Annotated in this window: 17 protein-coding genes and 3 tRNA genes; 10 read left to right on the top strand and 10 right to left on the bottom strand. The window is 65.1% G+C overall.

Features of this window, described 5'->3' with window-relative positions; genetic code table 11:
- Positions 1-9: 9 nt before the first annotated feature.
- The 4 genes from CHRYSEO8AT_RS14635 to CHRYSEO8AT_RS14620 all read right to left on the bottom strand — a co-directional run bounded on the left by CHRYSEO8AT_RS14635 (position 10) and on the right by CHRYSEO8AT_RS14620 (position 1,290).
- Positions 10-94 (bottom strand) — tRNA-Leu (locus CHRYSEO8AT_RS14635).
- 49 nt (positions 95-143) lie between these two features.
- A complete protein-coding gene (locus CHRYSEO8AT_RS14630) occupies positions 144-506 on the bottom strand; it encodes a hypothetical protein (RefSeq protein ID WP_236547554.1) in 363 nt (120 codons plus the stop codon).
- 69 nt (positions 507-575) lie between these two features.
- The gene (locus CHRYSEO8AT_RS14625) at positions 576-1,091 is read right to left on the bottom strand and encodes a Dps family protein (protein WP_159851229.1); all 516 of its coding nucleotides are present in this window, start codon (positions 1,089-1,091) and stop codon (positions 576-578) included.
- 125 nt (positions 1,092-1,216) lie between these two features.
- A tRNA-Gln gene (locus tag CHRYSEO8AT_RS14620) sits at positions 1,217-1,290 on the bottom strand.
- 201 nt (positions 1,291-1,491) lie between these two features.
- Here CHRYSEO8AT_RS14620 and CHRYSEO8AT_RS14615 point away from each other — a divergent pair.
- Positions 1,492-1,568: transfer RNA gene (locus tag CHRYSEO8AT_RS14615), tRNA-Pro, on the top strand.
- Between the two features lie 38 nt (positions 1,569-1,606).
- On the opposite strand, the gene ilvC is transcribed toward CHRYSEO8AT_RS14615, so the two are convergent.
- On the bottom strand, positions 1,607-2,665 hold the full coding sequence (gene ilvC / locus CHRYSEO8AT_RS14610; protein ID WP_159851226.1) for a ketol-acid reductoisomerase: 1,059 nt from the start codon (positions 2,663-2,665) through the stop codon (positions 1,607-1,609).
- Between ilvC and CHRYSEO8AT_RS14605 the strand changes: the two genes are divergently transcribed.
- From CHRYSEO8AT_RS14605 to CHRYSEO8AT_RS14590, 4 genes are all read left to right on the top strand, one after another.
- On the top strand, positions 2,664-3,206 hold the full coding sequence (locus tag CHRYSEO8AT_RS14605; RefSeq protein ID WP_159851224.1) for a DUF924 family protein: 543 nt from the start codon (positions 2,664-2,666) through the stop codon (positions 3,204-3,206). The two genes, ilvC and CHRYSEO8AT_RS14605, sit on opposite strands and share 2 nt — an antisense overlap.
- Before the next feature lie 116 nt (positions 3,207-3,322).
- On the top strand, positions 3,323-4,093 hold the full coding sequence (gene yaaA / locus CHRYSEO8AT_RS14600) for a peroxide stress protein YaaA (RefSeq protein WP_159851222.1): 771 nt from the start codon (positions 3,323-3,325) through the stop codon (positions 4,091-4,093).
- Between the two features lie 53 nt (positions 4,094-4,146).
- Positions 4,147-4,995 carry a 3-hydroxybutyrate dehydrogenase gene (locus tag CHRYSEO8AT_RS14595; RefSeq protein WP_159851220.1) on the top strand — a complete coding sequence of 283 codons (849 nt, stop codon included), beginning with the start codon at positions 4,147-4,149 and terminating at the stop codon, positions 4,993-4,995.
- An 18-nt stretch (positions 4,996-5,013) separates the two neighbouring features.
- A complete protein-coding gene (locus CHRYSEO8AT_RS14590) occupies positions 5,014-6,081 on the top strand; it encodes a patatin-like phospholipase family protein (RefSeq protein WP_159851218.1) in 1,068 nt (355 codons plus the stop codon).
- Here CHRYSEO8AT_RS14590 and CHRYSEO8AT_RS14585 read toward each other — a convergent pair.
- Together CHRYSEO8AT_RS14585 and CHRYSEO8AT_RS14580 are read right to left on the bottom strand one after the other, a co-directional pair.
- Positions 6,078-6,995 carry an L-threonylcarbamoyladenylate synthase gene (locus CHRYSEO8AT_RS14585; RefSeq protein ID WP_159851216.1) on the bottom strand — a complete coding sequence of 306 codons (918 nt, stop codon included), beginning with the start codon at positions 6,993-6,995 and terminating at the stop codon, positions 6,078-6,080. The genes CHRYSEO8AT_RS14590 and CHRYSEO8AT_RS14585 overlap by 4 nt on opposite strands.
- Positions 6,992-7,543 (bottom strand): cytochrome b, encoded by a 552-nt coding sequence (locus CHRYSEO8AT_RS14580; RefSeq protein WP_159851214.1) that lies wholly within the window; start codon positions 7,541-7,543, stop codon positions 6,992-6,994. The genes CHRYSEO8AT_RS14585 and CHRYSEO8AT_RS14580 overlap by 4 nt, the downstream gene beginning before the upstream one ends.
- Before the next feature lie 149 nt (positions 7,544-7,692).
- Between CHRYSEO8AT_RS14580 and CHRYSEO8AT_RS14575 the strand changes: the two genes are divergently transcribed.
- From CHRYSEO8AT_RS14575 to CHRYSEO8AT_RS14555, 5 genes are all read left to right on the top strand, one after another.
- Complete coding sequence (locus CHRYSEO8AT_RS14575; protein ID WP_159851212.1) at positions 7,693-9,477, top strand: acyl-CoA dehydrogenase; 1,785 nt, start codon at positions 7,693-7,695, stop codon at positions 9,475-9,477.
- Between the two features lie 82 nt (positions 9,478-9,559).
- Positions 9,560-11,779, top strand: coding sequence for a S9 family peptidase (locus CHRYSEO8AT_RS14570; protein WP_159851210.1), 2,220 nt, complete (start codon positions 9,560-9,562; stop codon positions 11,777-11,779).
- A 5-nt stretch (positions 11,780-11,784) separates the two neighbouring features.
- Positions 11,785-12,342, top strand: a complete 558-nt coding sequence (locus CHRYSEO8AT_RS14565; protein ID WP_159851762.1) for a GNAT family N-acetyltransferase — start codon at positions 11,785-11,787, stop codon at positions 12,340-12,342.
- Positions 12,343-12,381: 39 nt separating this feature from the next.
- Entirely contained in the window at positions 12,382-12,705 is a 324-nt protein-coding gene (locus tag CHRYSEO8AT_RS14560; protein WP_159851208.1) for a hypothetical protein, read from the top strand.
- Positions 12,706-12,761: 56 nt separating this feature from the next.
- On the top strand, positions 12,762-14,138 hold the full coding sequence (locus CHRYSEO8AT_RS14555) for a hypothetical protein (protein ID WP_159851206.1): 1,377 nt from the start codon (positions 12,762-12,764) through the stop codon (positions 14,136-14,138).
- A 4-nt stretch (positions 14,139-14,142) separates the two neighbouring features.
- On the opposite strand, the gene CHRYSEO8AT_RS14550 is transcribed toward CHRYSEO8AT_RS14555, so the two are convergent.
- The 3 genes from CHRYSEO8AT_RS14550 to secG form a co-directional block, all read right to left on the bottom strand.
- Positions 14,143-14,301 (bottom strand): hypothetical protein, encoded by a 159-nt coding sequence (locus tag CHRYSEO8AT_RS14550; protein ID WP_236547552.1) that lies wholly within the window; start codon positions 14,299-14,301, stop codon positions 14,143-14,145.
- Positions 14,302-14,399: 98 nt separating this feature from the next.
- Positions 14,400-16,052 (bottom strand): CTP synthase, encoded by a 1,653-nt coding sequence (locus tag CHRYSEO8AT_RS14545; RefSeq protein WP_159851202.1) that lies wholly within the window; start codon positions 16,050-16,052, stop codon positions 14,400-14,402.
- 123 nt (positions 16,053-16,175) lie between these two features.
- Positions 16,176-16,601, bottom strand: a complete 426-nt coding sequence (secG, locus tag CHRYSEO8AT_RS14540; RefSeq protein WP_159851200.1) for a preprotein translocase subunit SecG — start codon at positions 16,599-16,601, stop codon at positions 16,176-16,178.
- Between the last annotated feature and the right edge of the window lie 59 nt (positions 16,602-16,660).

Here is a 16,660-nt window from a genome sequence, read left to right as displayed (position 1 = left end):
TTTTTGCTTTGGTGCGGATGAGAGGACTCGAACCTCCACGCCTCTCGGCGCTAGAACCTAAATCTAGTGCGTCTACCAGTTCCGCCACATCCGCATGGGCAGGCCGTCGCCTCTAGAGGGTGACGGCGGTCAGGGCAAGAGGCTCAGCGACGCCCGGCGACCAGTTCGTTGCGAATGGACCGCCCAAGCGGATCGCGCGCCTGCCAGGTGTCGCCAACATCGGCCTCGACCATCCGGCTGCAGAAGCGCGGCAAGATCTGACGCGGGCTGAAGCCGCTCAGGCAGATCTTGCCGTCTTCCGCCGACCAGCGCGCATTCAGCCGCCGCCCGTCCGAGAACTGCGACGTATAGCGCCCGTCCGGTTCGAAATAGTGCCTTACCCACTGTCCGTTCGGATAGTGGGAGACGATCGTATTGCCGAACGCCTTGGACATGTCGGCTGACGCGGGCGAGGCCGCCAGGGCGCTCACCATCGCCAATCCGCAGATCACCGCACCCTGCTTCACAAGCCCCTCCTGCGCCGTCCCCGTATCGACTATCGACGATACATAAGATGGCGCAAGCGCAGCGGTTCCTCAGACGTTGCCGCGACGGCCCGATTCGAACAGGAACCAGACGCGCTTCTCGCTCTCGTCGATCCAGTTCTCCAGCAGGCTGGCGGTGGCGATGTCGTTATGCTCGTCGCAAAGGTCGTGAACTTCGCGCATCCGACCGATCAGTTCGCCGTTGTCATCGCGAAGCTCGGCCAGCATATCCAGTGGATCCACATAGTCGGCGTCATTGTCCGCAACGCGTGATTCCTTGGCGATCTGACCGATGGAGCGCAGCGTCGTGCCGCCGATCTTGCGCGCACGCTCGGCCATCGGATCGGTCATGGCCAGGATTTCCGCCGACTGCTCGTCCAGCAGCAGGTGATAGTCGCGGAAATGCGGCCCCGACACGTGCCAGTGGAAGTTCTTGGTCTTGATGTAGAGGGCGAACGTATCGGCCAGCAGCGTGGTCAGCGCAGCGGAAATATCCCGCGTCGCCTCCTCCGACAGGCTGGTCGGCGTCCTCAGCGGCGCCAGGCGTTTTTCACGGGCGGTGACCATCGTCGTTCTCCTCAGCAGCAGTCTGCAGTCAAGCTAGGCAGCCGGACGTCCGAACGGAAGCCCTGGTGCAGATCATAATGCTGAAGCTGTGAAGTGGTTCGGCGGCGCCGACCTTTGCCGGCGGATGGCTGGGGAACTAGGACTCGAACCTAGAATGACGGTACCAAAAACCGTAGTGTTACCATTACACCATTCCCCAGCAGGACCGGCGTTTCCGAAGCACTCTGTGCGGCGGAGGCGGTCAGATACGCCAAGCTGTTTTGGGATGCAACACCCTCGTTCAGGACTATTTTCACACGCCGCGAAGATGGGGTGAAATGGGCGCTTGCGGCCTCCCGAACCCATGGCTATAAGCCGCGTCCTCACTTCGGGGCGACGCCGCCAGGCCAGCCCCTACGGTCGGAGTGTGGCTCAGCCTGGTAGAGCACTGCGTTCGGGACGCAGGGGTCGGAGGTTCGAATCCTCTCACTCCGACCATCTTCTCTTTTCAAGACATAGACGACGCGGCGGCGGGTTCACCCGCCGTGTATGGTCTTATCATCATCATCGTTCGCCGCCGTCTCCATCGCCTGACGCGCCACGGCGTTCAGATGCGCCCCCACCGATTCGATGGTCCGCTGCCCCAGCGCCCTTCGATGCGCCAACAGGTCCGGCGACCCGGCGTCGTAATCGGTCATCAGCCGGCGCACGAAATCCCCGCCCTGAACCTCAGCCAGCACTAGGTCCATCGCCTCGCGCGACGCCGCGTTGATGATGCGCGGCCCGGTCAGATAGGCGCCGTATTCCGCCGTGTTGGAAATCTTGGCGAAGGCCCCGGCGATGCCCCGTTCGTACATCAGGTCGGTCACCAGCTTGGTCTCATAGAAACATTCGAACCAGGCCACCTCGGGCGGATAACCGGCGTCCACCAGCTTCATGAAGGCAGAATCGATCAGTTCGGCGACCCCCCCGCACAGCACCACCTGTTCCCCGAACAGGTCGCTCTCGCACTCGTCGCGCATCGTCGTTTCCAAGATACCCTTGCGCCCGCACCCCAGCGCCGCTGCGTATGATAGGCCCAGGGCGTGTGCGCCGCCGGTCGCGTCGTGATGCACACCGAACAGGCAGAAAACCCCCTCCCCGGCCTCGTACAGGTCTCGGATGCGCGGCCCGATCCCCTTGGGCGAGGCCAGGATGACATCGAGGTCCGCACGCGGCTGGACCAGGCCGAACCGCACCGACAGGCCGTGGGCGAAGATCAGGGCGGCGCCCGGCCGCACGTTCGGCTCCAGCTCGTCACGCCACAGATCGCGATGCGCCTCGTCCGAGGTCATGACGGCGATCACGTCGGCGCCGGCCGCAGCCTCGCCCGCCGTCATCACCGCGAATCCGTCCGCACGCGCCAGTTCTCGGGTCTTGGACCCCGGCTTCAGCGCGACCACGATGTCGGTCACGCCCGAATCGCGCAGGTTCAGCGCGTGGGTGCGTCCCTGGCTGCCGTAACCGATCATGGCCACCCGCTTGCCGCGAATGATCGAAAGGTCGCAGTCACGGTCATGGAAGACAGGCAACGGATTGGATAAGGTCTGGCTCATGACCGTCTTCATAACCCCTTCCTCCGTCGTCGCCTTCTGGAAAGAGGCCGGTCCCGAAAAGTGGTTTGCCAAGGACGAGGCGTTCGACACCGATTTCCGCAACCGTGGCCGCGCGGTCCACTGGGCGGCGGCGCGCCGCGAACTGGACGGCTGGATGGAAACGCCGCACGGCGCCCTGGCCCTGCTGATCCTGCTGGACCAGTATCCCCGCAACAGTTTCCGCGGCACGGCTCATCAGTTCGCCACCGACCCCCTGGCCCTGATGTTCGCCAATCAGGCGGTGGCACGCGACCTGCACCTTCAGGTCGAACCCGAGCTGAAGAACTTCCTCCTGCTGCCCTTCGAACATTCCGAACGGATCGAGGATCAGGAACACTACATGGCCCTGATCGCCGGCGACGAAGAGCTGGAGAAATGGGGCAAGCTCCACCGCGACATCATCGTCCGCTTCGGCCGCTTCCCCCACCGCAACGCCGCCCTGGGCCGCGAAACGACACCCGAAGAACAGGTCTTCCTCGACGAGGGTGGCTTCGGCGGCTGAACGCTAAGGTCTTCCCCATTTCCTGGGCAGGAGACGGCTTAGCGAGCGGCGCGGTCATCGCACACGGTTCAAATCTCTGCCGAAGCGGCATATGTGAGCGGCAAAGGAGCCTTTTCTTGCTGATCGTTCTTTCCCCTGCCAAGCGGCTCGACTTCACAGAAGCGAATCCGACCATTCCCGGTACGGAACGTCGCTTCGTTGGGGACACCGCCAGCTTGGCGACGACCGCCCGGCGTCAGACCAAGGGAGATCTGCGCCGCCTGATGGGGATCTCCGACGATCTGGCAACGCTGAACGTCGCCCGCTTCAAGGCCTTCGATTCCGAATCGACGGATGGCGTCCAGGCCGCCTTCGCCTTCGCCGGCGACGTCTATGAGGGGCTGAAAGCGCGCGAACTCGACGCCAAGGCGCTCGAATACGCCCAGGACCATCTGCGCATCCTGTCGGGCTTTTACGGCTTGCTGCGGCCGCTGGACCGGATTCAGCCCTATCGCCTCGAAATGGGCACCCGACTGAAGACCCGGCGCGGAGCCAGCCTCTACGATTTCTGGGGAGAGCGGATTTCCAAACAACTGAACGAAGACGCCGAAGGCCAGACCGATCCCACTCTGGTCAACCTGGCCAGCCAGGAATATTTCGGCGCCGTGGACGCCAAGGCGTTGAAGCTGCCGGTCGTCACGCCGCAGTTTCGCGAGGAGAAAAACGGCGAGAGCCGCATCATCTCTTTCTTCGCCAAGAAGGCGCGCGGCGCCATGGCACGCTTCGCCATCGACGAACGCGTGGAACGGGTTGCGGAGTTGAAGGCTTTCGACCGCGACGGCTACACGTTCGACAAGGCCGCATCGACCGAAAGCGAATGGATATTCATCAGGTCGGGAAATTCTTGATCCCTGTCCCGTCCTGCCGCTAATCTCTCGTTAAAGAACCGAAGGGCGGCCCCATGTCGCAACAGCCTAATGCATCCACGGCCGCCGACGGCGAGACGCCGGCCCTTCGCAATATCGGTGATCTGAGAGGCCAGGTCGCCATCATCACCGGCTCGACCTCCGGCATCGGACTGGCCTTGGCGCGGGCCGTCGCGGCGGGGGGCGGCGACGTCGTCCTGAACGGCCTGGGCGATCCCGCCGAGATAGAGCACACGCGCGCCGAGCTCGAGGCCTCGTCCGGCGTTCACGTTCGCTATCATCCCGCCGACATGACGCGCGGCGAAGAGATCGCCGACATGGTCGCCTTCGCCCAGAGCGAACTCGGCCGCCTGGATATTCTGGTCAACAACGCCGGCATCCAGCACGTCGAATCGGTCGAGAAATTCCCCACCGACCAGTGGGAGAAGATCATCGCCATCAACTTGTCGTCGGCCTTCTACGCCACGCGCGCCGCGATCCCGATCATGAAGGCGCAAGGGCGCGGCCGGATCGTCAACATGGCCTCGGCCCACGGCCTGGTCGCCAGTCCGTTCAAGTCCGCCTATGTCGCGGCCAAGCATGGCGTCATCGGCTTCACCAAGACCGTGGCGCTGGAACTGGCGCGGGACAACGTCACCTGCAACGCCATCTGCCCCGGCTTCGTCGAGACCCCGATCGTGACGAAACAGATCGCAGACCAGGCGCGCACCCGCAACATGACGGAAGAGCAGGTGCTGACCGACGTCATTTTGGCCGCCCAGCCAACCAAGCGATTCGTCACCACGGAGGAACTGACCGGCCTCTTCCTCTATCTGGTCAGCGACCTCGGCGCCTCGGCGAACGGAGCCAGTTTCTCCATCGACGGCGGTTGGACCGCTCAATAATTTCAGACCGGGGCGACCATGGCGATCTTCAAACGCAAGACCGCCCAACCGGCGGAAGGTCTTCCCGCTCCCACGGGCCGTCGCCCCGTCTGCCTCGCGCTTCAGGGCGGCGGCGCGCACGGGGCCTTTCAATGGGGCGTGCTCGACCGGCTGCTGGAAGACGACCGGCTGGATGTTCGGGCGGTGTCCGGCGTCTCGGCCGGGGCCATGAACGGCGCAGCCCTGGTGTCCGGCCTCGCGACCGGCGACGCCCGTGCGGCGCTGGACAAGCTGTGGCGCGAGGTGAATCAATCCGGCGGCCGCAACGTCTTTGGCGACAGCGCAATGTGGAACGCCGCCCAACCACCTGACTGGATCAAGGACAATCCCTTCTGGCGCGCCGGCGAGACGCTGGCAATGTCCATGAGCCCCTATGAATTCAATCCTCTGAACCACAATCCTCTGAAACGGGTGCTGAAGGCGGCGGTCGATTTCGGCGCGGTTCAAGCCTCGGACATCAGACTGTTCGTCGCCGCCACGGCCGTGCGCCAAGGCAAGACCCGGCTATTCGAAACGCCCGAAATCAACGCCGATGTCCTGATGGCCTCCGCCTGTCTGCCGCATCTGTTCCAGGCGGTGGAGATCGACGGCGAGCCGTACTGGGACGGCGGTTATCTGACCAATCCGCCGCTCTGGCCCCTGACGGGCGACGACACGCCCGACGACGTTCTGCTGGTGACGCTGAACCCGCTGGCCCGCGACGAAACGCCTCGTAGCGCTGGGGACATCGTGGATCGGCTGAACGAGATCGTCTTCAACGCCCCCTTGGTCGCCGAACTGCGCGCCATCGCCCTGGCTGGCGAGATGATCGCTCACGGTCAACTCAAGGGCGGCGGTTCGGGCCCCTATCGTCACGTCCGCCTGCACGCCATAGAGGCGGACGGCTGGCTGTCGGACCTGTCGCTGCGGTCCAAGTTCAACACCGAATGGAGCTTCCTCAACGATTTGAAGGTGCGCGGTCGCGCCGCCGCCGATGACTGGCTGATGACCTGTCTGCCCAGTGTCGGCCGTCAGTCCAGCGTCGATCTGCAGGCCCGGTTCGGCTAACCGACGAAGCCCGCCGCCCGCCTCAACCGATCATTGATGGCCTCGCCCAATCCCGTCATCGGGATCGGCGACACAGCGATCCCGACCGGCTTGGTTCGGTCCGCCTCGCGCAAAAGCCGAAACAGATTGGCCGCCGCTTCCCGCAGGTCGCCTGACGAACTCAAACTCCAGCGCGGATCGCCGATGCCGGCGCCGAACCCCAGCAGGATTTCGCCGGTCTTCACCTCATGCGCCTCGATCCTGACCGGGGCGTCCGGCGCGTAGTGCAGAGCCAACCGCCCGGGAGAACGATGCCCCTCCCCGCTGTCCGCCAACGGACCGACGATCGCCTCGATCTCGGACCGGGTGACAGCGCCCGGCCGCAGCAGGGCGACACGGCCGTCCAGCACCGACACGACCGTGCTCTCCAGCCCGACCTGGCAAGCCCCGCCATCGATCGCAGTGGCCACCGCAAAGCCAGTTTCGTCCACGGCATCGGCGAACGTCGTCGGGCTTGGCCGGCCAGAGCGATTGGCCGACGGCGCCACGACAGGACCACCGAACGCCGCCAACACCGCTCTCGCCATCGGATGGGCGGGCACGCGGATCGCCACGCTGTCCAACCCGGCGCGCGCAAGATCGCAGACCCGCGTGGCGTCCCGAACCGGCGTGACGAGCGTGAGCGGACCGGGCCAGAAAGCCTCGGCCAAAATACGAGCCGGTGAACCAAATTCTCCGATGGCGGCGGCGGCATCCGCATCGACAACGTGGGAAATCAGCGGATTGAACCTCGGCCGTCCCTTGGCGGCGAAGATGGCGGCAACCGCTTGGGCATTGCTCGCATCGGCGCCCAGACCATAGACGGTCTCGGTCGGCAGCAGGATCAGATCGCCGTTCGCCAGCGCCTTCGCCGCCTGATCCGGGGTATCGCTCACGGTCGGCGGGGGATGATCGGGATCATCCGGTGCAGCACATTGTCCCGGTCGATGAACTGATGCTTCAACGCCGCCAGGATATGCAGGGCGATCAGGACATAGAGCCCCTTCACCGCCAGCCCATGCAGCCCCATCAGGCTGCGCGCCGCATCGCGCCCCCCGCCGATGGGCAGCAGCGGCCATGAAAACAGGCCGAACCATTCGATCGCGCGTCCCCCGGCCGAAGACGCCAGCCAGCCGGTCATGGGAATGACGATCAGCGCCAGATAGAACAGCACATGGCTGACCCGCGCGGCCATCCGCTGCCAGCGCGGCAGGTCAGATGGCAAGGGAATAGCCGGATGGGCCAGACGCCAGCCGATCCGCGCCAGGGTCAGCGTCAGGATCGTCAGGCCCAGCGACTTGTGCAGCATCACGAACTGGCCTGAGATCGGCCCTTCCGTATTCTCATGCGCCGTGATCAGCAGCACCTGGATCAGAACAGCCAGGGCGATGCCCCAATGCAGAAACAGAGAAACGCTCGAATATCGATTTCGGGGTTCGCCCATGTCTTCCCTTCCGTGACGGCACTGCGTCACCTTGCGCCCAGACACTTGGCACTGAGCCACCTTGCACTGAGACGGGGCGCGTCGCCAAGACGCTTGCAGCGACCAGCCCCGACGCGGCACTTAGGCCGCAAAGACGATTGAGGAAACCCATGACCTACCGCGCCCCCGTTCGAGACTTGGCCTTCACCCTGGAGGCGGTCGCCGGCATGGCCGATGTGGCGGCGACCGGCGCCTTCCCCGACTATGACTCCGACGTCGCGGGCGCCGTGTTGGAAGCGGCGGGACAGTTCTCCGAAGAGGTGCTGGCGCCCCTGAACCGGATCGGCGACCAAAAGGGTTCGACCTACGCCAACGGCTCGGTCACCGCCGCACCGGGCTTTGCCGACGCCTATCGACAGTTTGCGGCTGGGGGATGGACCAGCCTGTCCGCCTCGACCGAGGCTGGCGGCCAGGCCTTGCCCAAGGCGTTGGAACTGGCGGCTTACGAGACCGTCCATGCCGCCAATATGGCCTTCGGCCTGTGCCCCATGCTGTCGCTGGCCTCCATCGAGGCATTGGAGCAGGTCGGGACGGACGAGCAGAGGGTCAAATATCTGACCAAGCTGGTCAGCGGCGAATGGACGGGCGCCATGGTCCTGACCGAGCCGGGTGCAGGCTCGGACCTGGGCTCCCTGACCGCCACCGCCACGCCGAACGGCGACGGCACCTACGCCCTGAACGGCCAGAAGATCTTCATCACCTGGGGGGACCACGACGCCACCGACAACATTATCCATCTGGTCTTGGCCCGCCTGCCTGACGCACCCAAGGGGCCGAAAGGCATCAGCCTGTTCCTGACGCCCAAGTTCGCCGTCAAGGACGACGGGACCCTGGGCGACCGCAACGCCTTCCGCCCGGTCGGCGTCGAGCACAAGCTGGGCATCCACGCCTCGCCCACCTGCGTCATGAGCTATGAGGGTGCCACCGCCGAACTGGTCGGTCAGCCGAACCAGGGCCTGGCCCATATGTTCGTGATGATGAACGCCGCGCGTCTGGCGGTCGGCGTCGAGGGCGTCGGCATCGCCGAACGGGCCTATCAACACGCCCTCGCCTATGCGCTGGACCGTCGCCAGGGCCGTTCGGTCTGGACCGGCGAAGCCAACGCCCCGATCTTCGACCATCCCGACGTGCGCCGGATGCTCAGTGTGATGAAGGCCAAGATTTCGGCCGCGCGCGCCATCTGCCTGTCCACCGGCGTCGCCGCCGATCTGGCGAAACACGCTGGGACCGAAGAGGAACGTCGTCGCTGGAAGGGTCGCGAAGACCTGTTCACTCCCATCGCCAAGGCCTGGTCCACCGATGTCGGCTGCGAGGTCGCCTCGATGGGGGTCCAGGTCCACGGCGGCATGGGCTTCATCGAGGAAACGGGTGCCGCCCAATACTATCGCGACGCCCGCATCGCTCCGATCTACGAAGGCACCAACGGCATCCAGGCCATGGACTTGGTCGGGCGAAAGCTGTCGATGGACGGCGGCGAATCGGCCAAGGCGCTGATCGCCGACATGAAGGCGACCCTGGTCGATCTGGGCGGTCTCTACAGCGGAAAGCCGGTTGAACGGTTCGCAACAGCGATCGAGGCCGTCGAGGACGCGACCTTGTGGCTGCTGGATCAGAAGGCCGATCCGAGTGCGGCGGCCGATGTCCTGGCGGCCGCAGACGCCTACCTGAAGCTGCTGGGCGATGTCGTCGGCGGCTGGATGCTGGCCAAGGGCGCGCTGGCGGCGAAGACGAAGCTGGAGGCGCAGGACGGCGACCCGGCCTGGCTGCAAGGCAAGCTGGACCTCTATGAAGTCTATGCGGCCAATGTGCTGGGCCATGTCTCCAGCCGTCTGGCGGCCATCGGCCAAGGGGGCGAACTGCTACAACGGATGACGGTGGACGCCTTGGCCGGCTAGGCGTTGCGGCGTTTCTTCATTTGACGTTCGACGCCCGTCGCGCCCAAACTTCGCCCTTCGACTATCTTGGGGGGAGCGACCGATGAATCGTCGGCAACTGATCATGTCAACCGCTGCGACAGCGCTCGCCGCCTCGGCCTCCCCGGCGCTCGCCCGCCAGTCCACCGGATCCCCCATGCCTCAACCGCCCGTCGCCAAGAAGATTCCCGTCGTCATCGAACAGCTGGGCCGCACCCGCACCGACGACTATCAATGGATGAAGGACGACAACTGGCAGGCCGTGCTGCGGGACCCGACCCTGATCAAGGCCGAGGTCAAGGAACATCTGACGGCGGAGAACGCCTATCGCGAGGCCATGATGGCCTCCACCCTGCCCCTGCAGCAGACGATGTTTGGAGAGATGCGCGGCCGCATCAAGGAAGACGACAGCTCCGTCCCAGCGCCGCACGGCGATTGGAACTACTACGTCGAATATCAGACTGGCGATCAGCATCCCCGCTACATGCGGGTCGAGCGTCAGGGCACGTGGATGGTCGATGGTCAGCCGGTGACGAAGAACTTCGTCATGGCCCCCACGCCCCAACTGCTGCTGGACGCCAACGAACTGGCCAAGGGCAAGGCCTATTCCGAAGTCTCGGCCGCAAGCCACAGCCCGGATCACACCCTGTTCGCGTATGCCGAGGATGCGCAGGGTTCCGAGGTCCACAAAATCTACGTCAAGGATTTGGCGAGCGGCGAAGTCCTGCCCGCCGTGATCGACAGCGCCACAGGCGACTTCGTCTTTTCGCCGGACAGCCAGTGGATCTTCTGGACCAACCGCGATGACAACGGCCGTCCCGACAAGATCTTCCGACGCCCTGCGCGCGGCGGCGAGACCACCCTGGTCTATGAAGAAGCCGACGACGGCATGTTTATCGGCGTCGGACGCACGGCCGACGACCAGTTCATCGTCATCGGCATCCAGAACCAGGACACGTCGGAGGCGCGCTATATCCCCGCCGCCACGCCGACGGCCGAACCCGTGGTGCTGGAACCGCGCGTTGTCGCCCTCCGCTACGATGCTGATCACTGGGGCGACCGCTGGGTGATCCGCACCAACGCCGACGAAGCCATCGACTTCAAGATCGTCCAGGCCCCGACCGCGACGCCTGCCAAATCCAATTGGACCGACCTCGTCCCGCACACGCCCGGCCGCTTCATCGAAGGCCTCGACTTGACGAACGACCACCTCGCTCGCCAGGAACGCGCCGACGCCAACACCCGCATCATCATCCGCGACCGCGCCGGCGAGGAGCACGAGATCGCCGTCGATGAACCCGCCTTCGCCTTGTCGCTGGCCGGCGCATCCGAGTTCGAGACGACGACCACCCGCTATGCCTACAACTCGCCGTCCACCCCGACCCAGACCTTCGACTACGACATGGCGACGCGCGAGCGGACCATGCGCAAGACCCAGCAGATCCCCTCGGGCCACGATATCGCGGACTATGTGGTCGAGCGGCTGAACGCCCCCGCGTCCGATGGTCAGTTGGTGCCGGTGACGGTGCTGCGTCGCAAATCAACGCCGGTCGATGGGTCGGCGCCGCTGCTGCTCTACGGCTACGGCTCCTACGGCATCCCCATGCCCGCCAGCTTCTCGACCAACCGGCTGTCGCTGGTCGATCGCGGCTGGATCTACGCCATCGCTCACATCCGGGGCGGCTCGGACAAGGGCTGGGGCTGGTTCCTCGACGCGCGGAAGATGACGAAGAAGAACACCTTCACCGACTTCATCGCCGCCGCCGAACATCTGATCGACCGCAAATACGCCGCAACCGGAAACATCGTCGCCCAGGGCGGCTCGGCCGGCGGCTTGCTGATGGGCGCAGTCAACAACATGCGCCCCGACCTGTGGGCCGGCGTTATCGGCCAGGTGCCGTTCGTGGACGTGATCAACACCATGAGCGACACCTCCCTGCCCCTGACGCCGCCCGAATGGCCCGAGTGGGGCAACCCGATCGAGGACCCGGCGGCCTACGACTATATGCTCAGCTACAGCCCCTATGATCAGGTCGAGCCCAAGGCCTATCCGGCGGTGCTGGCCACTGGCGGTCTGTCCGATCCGCGCGTCACCTATTGGGAGCCTGAAAAGTGGGTCGCCAAGCTGCGACCCGCCACCACTTCGGGCAAGCCCGTGCTGTTGAAGATCAATATGGAGGCCGGGCACGGCGGCGCGGCCGGCCGGTTCGACTATCTGAAGGAAGTCGCCCACGACTACGCCTTCGCTGTCTGGGCGATCGACAAGGGGTGGGAGAAGGCGTGAGCGGACTGACGGTTCGCGACGCCCGTCCCGACGACATCGCCGCAATCACAGCCATCTACGCCGAGAGCGTCGCCAACGGTCGCGGCACATTCGAACTGGAAGCGCCCGACGAGATCGAGATGGCGTCACGGCTTGCGGCGATCGAAGCCTTGCGTTTGCCGCGCCTTGTGGTCGAGATCGGCGGCACGGTCGCAGGCTACGCCTATGCCGGGCCGTTCCGTACTCGTCAGGCCTATCGCTACATGGTCGAGGACTCGATCTATGTCGCGCCCTGGGCCCGGGGACGCGGCGTCGCCGGCGCCCTGCTCGATGCGCTGATCGCACGGTGTGAGGCGATGGGGCTTCGTCAGATGGTCGCGGTCATCGGCGATTCGGAGAACACCGGGTCCATCGCCCTGCATCGGACGCGCGGATTCGCCGACGCTGGCGTGTTCAAGGCGGCGGGGTGGAAGCATGACGACTGGCGCGACGTCGTCTTCATGCAGCGGGCGTTAAACGAAGGCGGCTCGGCCGCACCCGACGCCTCCGGCCTGCCGCTGGTGGACAAGAAGCCGACGCGTTGACGCATTGCGACGCATCGCCTCGACGCCTATCCTGATCCGGTGAAGATCCTTCAATCCCTGTTGCTGCTGATCGGCGCCCTGGCAGTGCTGGCGCTCGGCACGGTCGGCGCGTCCGCGTCGCCTGCCGCCGCGCCATGTCATGAAACAAGCCAGACCATGCCGGGTGAGGCTCCCAGCCACGTCCCGAAGGCCATGAAGGCGATGATCTGCTGCGTCGCCTGCGTGGCGACGCCGACACTGGATCCCGCGCCCCTGTCCGGCTTGAAGGTCTCGCCCGCGCGTCTTGCCGCCGTGCTGATCGACATGCCCGCTGGTCGGCTGCTGTCGCCCGAACCCGGCCCACCCCGCCTCCTGATCGTCTGACACCGCTCGCGCCTCTCGCAGGCGCAATCCGTCACGACCATCAGAGGAGGCCTTGAATGGCTATCCGTATTCTCGCCAGCGCCTGCGCCGGCGTTTCCCTGCTCGCCCTGGCTCAAGCCGCGGCGGCGCAGGATCATTCCCGACACGCTCCACCGACCACGACCGCACCGGCTGCGAACCTACACGCCGGTCACGACATGCCCATGCCGACAGTTGACGCAATGCCGGCGTCTGACATGGCCGGACACGCCAGCATGGATCATGCGATGACCAGCCCCTATGGCCCATGGCCCATGAGCCGCGACGCCTCTGGCACTGGCTGGCAACCCGACGCGGGCGAACATGGCGGCATCCACACCGTCCGGGGCGACTGGATGGTGATGACCCATGCCATGCTGAACCTGGTCTATGACACCCAGTCCGGGCCACGCGGCGGCGACAAGACCTTCGTCGCCGGCATGCTGATGACCTCGGCGCGGCGCGATTTTGACGACGGTTCGACGCTGAACCTGCGCGCCATGCTCAGCCCCGACCCACTGATGGGCAAGTCTGGCTATCCGCTGCTTTTGGCCGCGGGCGAGACGGCGGACGGGATCAATCCCCTGGTCGATCGCCAGCACCCGCATGACCTCTTCATGGAACTGTCGGCCAGCTATTCGAAGCGTCTGTCCGACAAGGACAGCGTCTATGGCTACATCGGCCTGCCTGGCGAGCCCGCCTTCGGTCCGCCCGCCTTCATGCACCGCATGAGCGCCATGGACAGTCCCGAGGCGCCGATCACCCACCACTGGCTGGACTCGACCCATATCGTCTTTGGCGTGACCACCCTGGGCTGGGCGCATGATCGGTTCAAGATCGAGACCTCGGCCTTCAAGGGACGCGAGCCGGGCGAGGAACGCTGGGGCATCGATTCGCCACGGCTGGACAGCTGGTCCGTGCGAACCGCCTGGAACCCGACCGACGAATGGTCGCTGCAGGCTTCCTACGCCGATGTCTCCGCGCCCGAACAACTGGAGCCGGACGAGGATGAGACCAAATGGTCTGCCAGCGCTATCCACACACGGCGATTAGGCGACTACGGCTGGTGGTCTTCTACCTTGGCCTGGGGCCGCAAGACCAACGACCACGGTGAGTCGAAAGACGGCTGGCTGCTGGAATCCGCCGTCCACCCGAACGATCGCTGGACCGTCTTCGCCCGTGCGGAACGGATCGAGACGGATGAACTGGTTCCCGGCGTCGGCGGCGGGCACGGCCCGCTCTACACGGTCGGCAAGGCGTCGGTCGGCGTGGTGCGGGACTGGCGGATCGCCGAACACGTCAGGTTCGGCCTCGGCGGTCTCTATGCAATGAACCGCGTGCCGACAGCGCTGGAGCCGATTTATGGCGGCGATCCTGACGGTGCGATGATCTTCATGCGGCTGAAGATCGACTGACGGTTCAGGCCCGTCCGGCTTCGACCGGGCGGGCCGGCTGCTCGCCCATATGCCGCACGGCCTCATAGCCGAGCAGGGCCACACCCAGGACGAGCATCAGCCCGCCGGCGATCAGCACCAGGCGAACATGCCGGTGCAGGTGATAAAGCAACTCGCCGATCATCGACGGTCCCGCCACATCTCGGATCGTGTCAAATCGATCCGTTCCGGGCATCATACTGCAAAACACGGACCTGACCGAGTCCGGGGAACAGCGTTTCTTCAGACGAGGCGGCTTTGCACCACGGCCGCACCGATGAAGCTCGCGAACAGCGGGTGCGGCGCGAATGGACGACTCTTTAGCTCCGGGTGATATTGGACGCCAATAAACCAGGGATGGTCCGGGCGTTCGACCGTCTCGGGCAGGATGCCATCGGGCGACAGGCCGGCGAAGACCAGGCCGGCCTTCTGCTCGATCGCGTCGCGATAGTTGATGTTGACCTCATAGCGGTGACGGTGACGCTCACTGATGGCGGTCGTGCCATAGATTTCGGCGATCTTGGATCCTGCCGTCAAGGTCGAATCATAGGCGCCTAGGCGCATGGTGCCGCCCAGGTCGCCGCCCTGCTGGCGCAGGACCCGCTGGTTGCCTTGGGTCCATTCGGTCATCAGGCCGACGACCGGCTCGGCGGTCGGGCCGAACTCGGTGGACGAGGCCTTGGGATAGCCGGCCAGGTTCCGGGCCGCCTCGATCACCGCCATCTGCATGCCGAAACAGATGCCGAAATAGGGGATGTTGCGCTCGCGGGCGAAGCGGGCCGCCTCGATCTTGCCTTCCGAGCCGCGTTCGCCAAAGCCGCCGGGCACCAGCACGGCATGGGCGCCTTGCAAGCGCTCCTCGCAGGCCTCGGGATCGCCTTCGAAGGTGTCTGCCTCGACCCAGTCGATATTGACCTTGACGTTGTTGGCCACCCCGCCGTGATGCAGGGCCTCGATCAGGGACTTATAGGCATCCTTGAGCACCGTATATTTGCCGACCACGGCGATGGTGACTTCGCCATCGGGATGCAGGCGGCGACGCGCGATCTCCTGCCACATCGTCAAATCGGGCTCGGGCGCGTCGTCGATGCCGAAATGGGCCAGGACTTCGCGGTCCAGCCCCTCGCGGTGATAGTCCAGCGGCACGGCGTAGATATCGGCCGAGTCCATCGCCTGGATCACGCCGCTTTCGCGCACGTTGCAGAACAGGCCAATCTTGCGCTTTTCCTCGGGCGGGATCGGGAACTCGCAGCGGCACAGCAGGATGTCCGGCTGAATGCCGATGGAGCGTAGTTCCTTGACCGAGTGCTGCGTCGGCTTGGTCTTCATCTCGCCAGCAGTCTTGATGAAAGGCAGCAGCGTCAGGTGGACGAAACACGACTGACCGCGCGGTAGGTCCTGGCCCAGCTGACGGATGGCTTCAAAGAACGGCAGACCTTCGATGTCGCCGACCGTGCCGCCGATCTCGACCAGCACGAAATCGACCTCTTCGCCGTCATCGGTGAGGGCCTTGGTCAGGCAGAAGGATTTGATCTGGTCGGTGACGTGGGGAATGACCTGGACGGTCGCGCCTAGATAGTCGCCGCGCCGCTCCTTTTCCAAGATGGTCGAATAGATCCGGCCGGTCGTGATGTTGTCGGACTTGGCCGCCGAAACCCCAGTGAACCGCTCATAGTGGCCCAGGTCCAGGTCGGTCTCGGCGCCGTCGTCGGTCACGAAGACCTCGCCGTGCTGATAAGGGCTCATCGTGCCCGGATCGACATTCAAATAGGGGTCGAGCTTGCGCAGGCGGACCTTGTAGCCGCGCGCCTGCAGAAGAGCGCCGAGAGCGGCGGAGGCGAGGCCTTTTCCTAGCGAGGAAACCACGCCGCCGGTGATGAACACATAGCGAGCCATGGGCGGACACCTTACTCCCTGATTCGCGAACCGCGCACGCCGCCTGCGAATCGAACTGTTGATCAAAAGAAGAAAGCGCGCCCTGCGGCGCGCTTTCGGGAAGTTGGATCGTTGGCCTGACCGTTACTGGGTAGGCTGCTGGGCCGGCGCAGTCGTCGCCGACGGCAGGCTGGCTTCCAGATCGTCTAGCGACGGAGCCGTCGGCTGGGCCGGAGCGGCAGGCTGTTGCTGGGCGGGCGCCTGCTGCTGGGTCTTCGGCGTGGTGGCCAGCGAACCGACGGCGTTGGCGTCGATCACCGACACCGAAGCGCGATCCATGTTGCCGACGACGGTCAGGACGATCGTCAGGCCGAACAGCAGGAAGGCAAGGACCCAGGTCACCTTCGTCAGAAGGTTGCCTGCGCCGCGCGCCGTCATGAAGCCCGACGGTCCGCCGCCCATGCCTAGGGCGCCGCCCTCGGAACGTTGAAGCAGCACCACGCCCGTCAGGGACACGGCGATGATGATGATGGCGACGAGCAGGATGGTCTGGAGCATGGCGTCATTCATGTGGGCGCGGATCTGCGCCGATCAAGCGGCGGCCTCTATCATCGAAGCCGGCCCGGAGC

The sequence above is a fragment of the Brevundimonas sp. G8 genome (assembly GCF_902506205.1).
GTDB lineage: Bacteria > Pseudomonadota > Alphaproteobacteria > Caulobacterales > Caulobacteraceae > Brevundimonas.
Note: the sequence above shows the minus strand (reverse complement) of the source record. Positions and strands in the feature narration are given on the sequence as shown.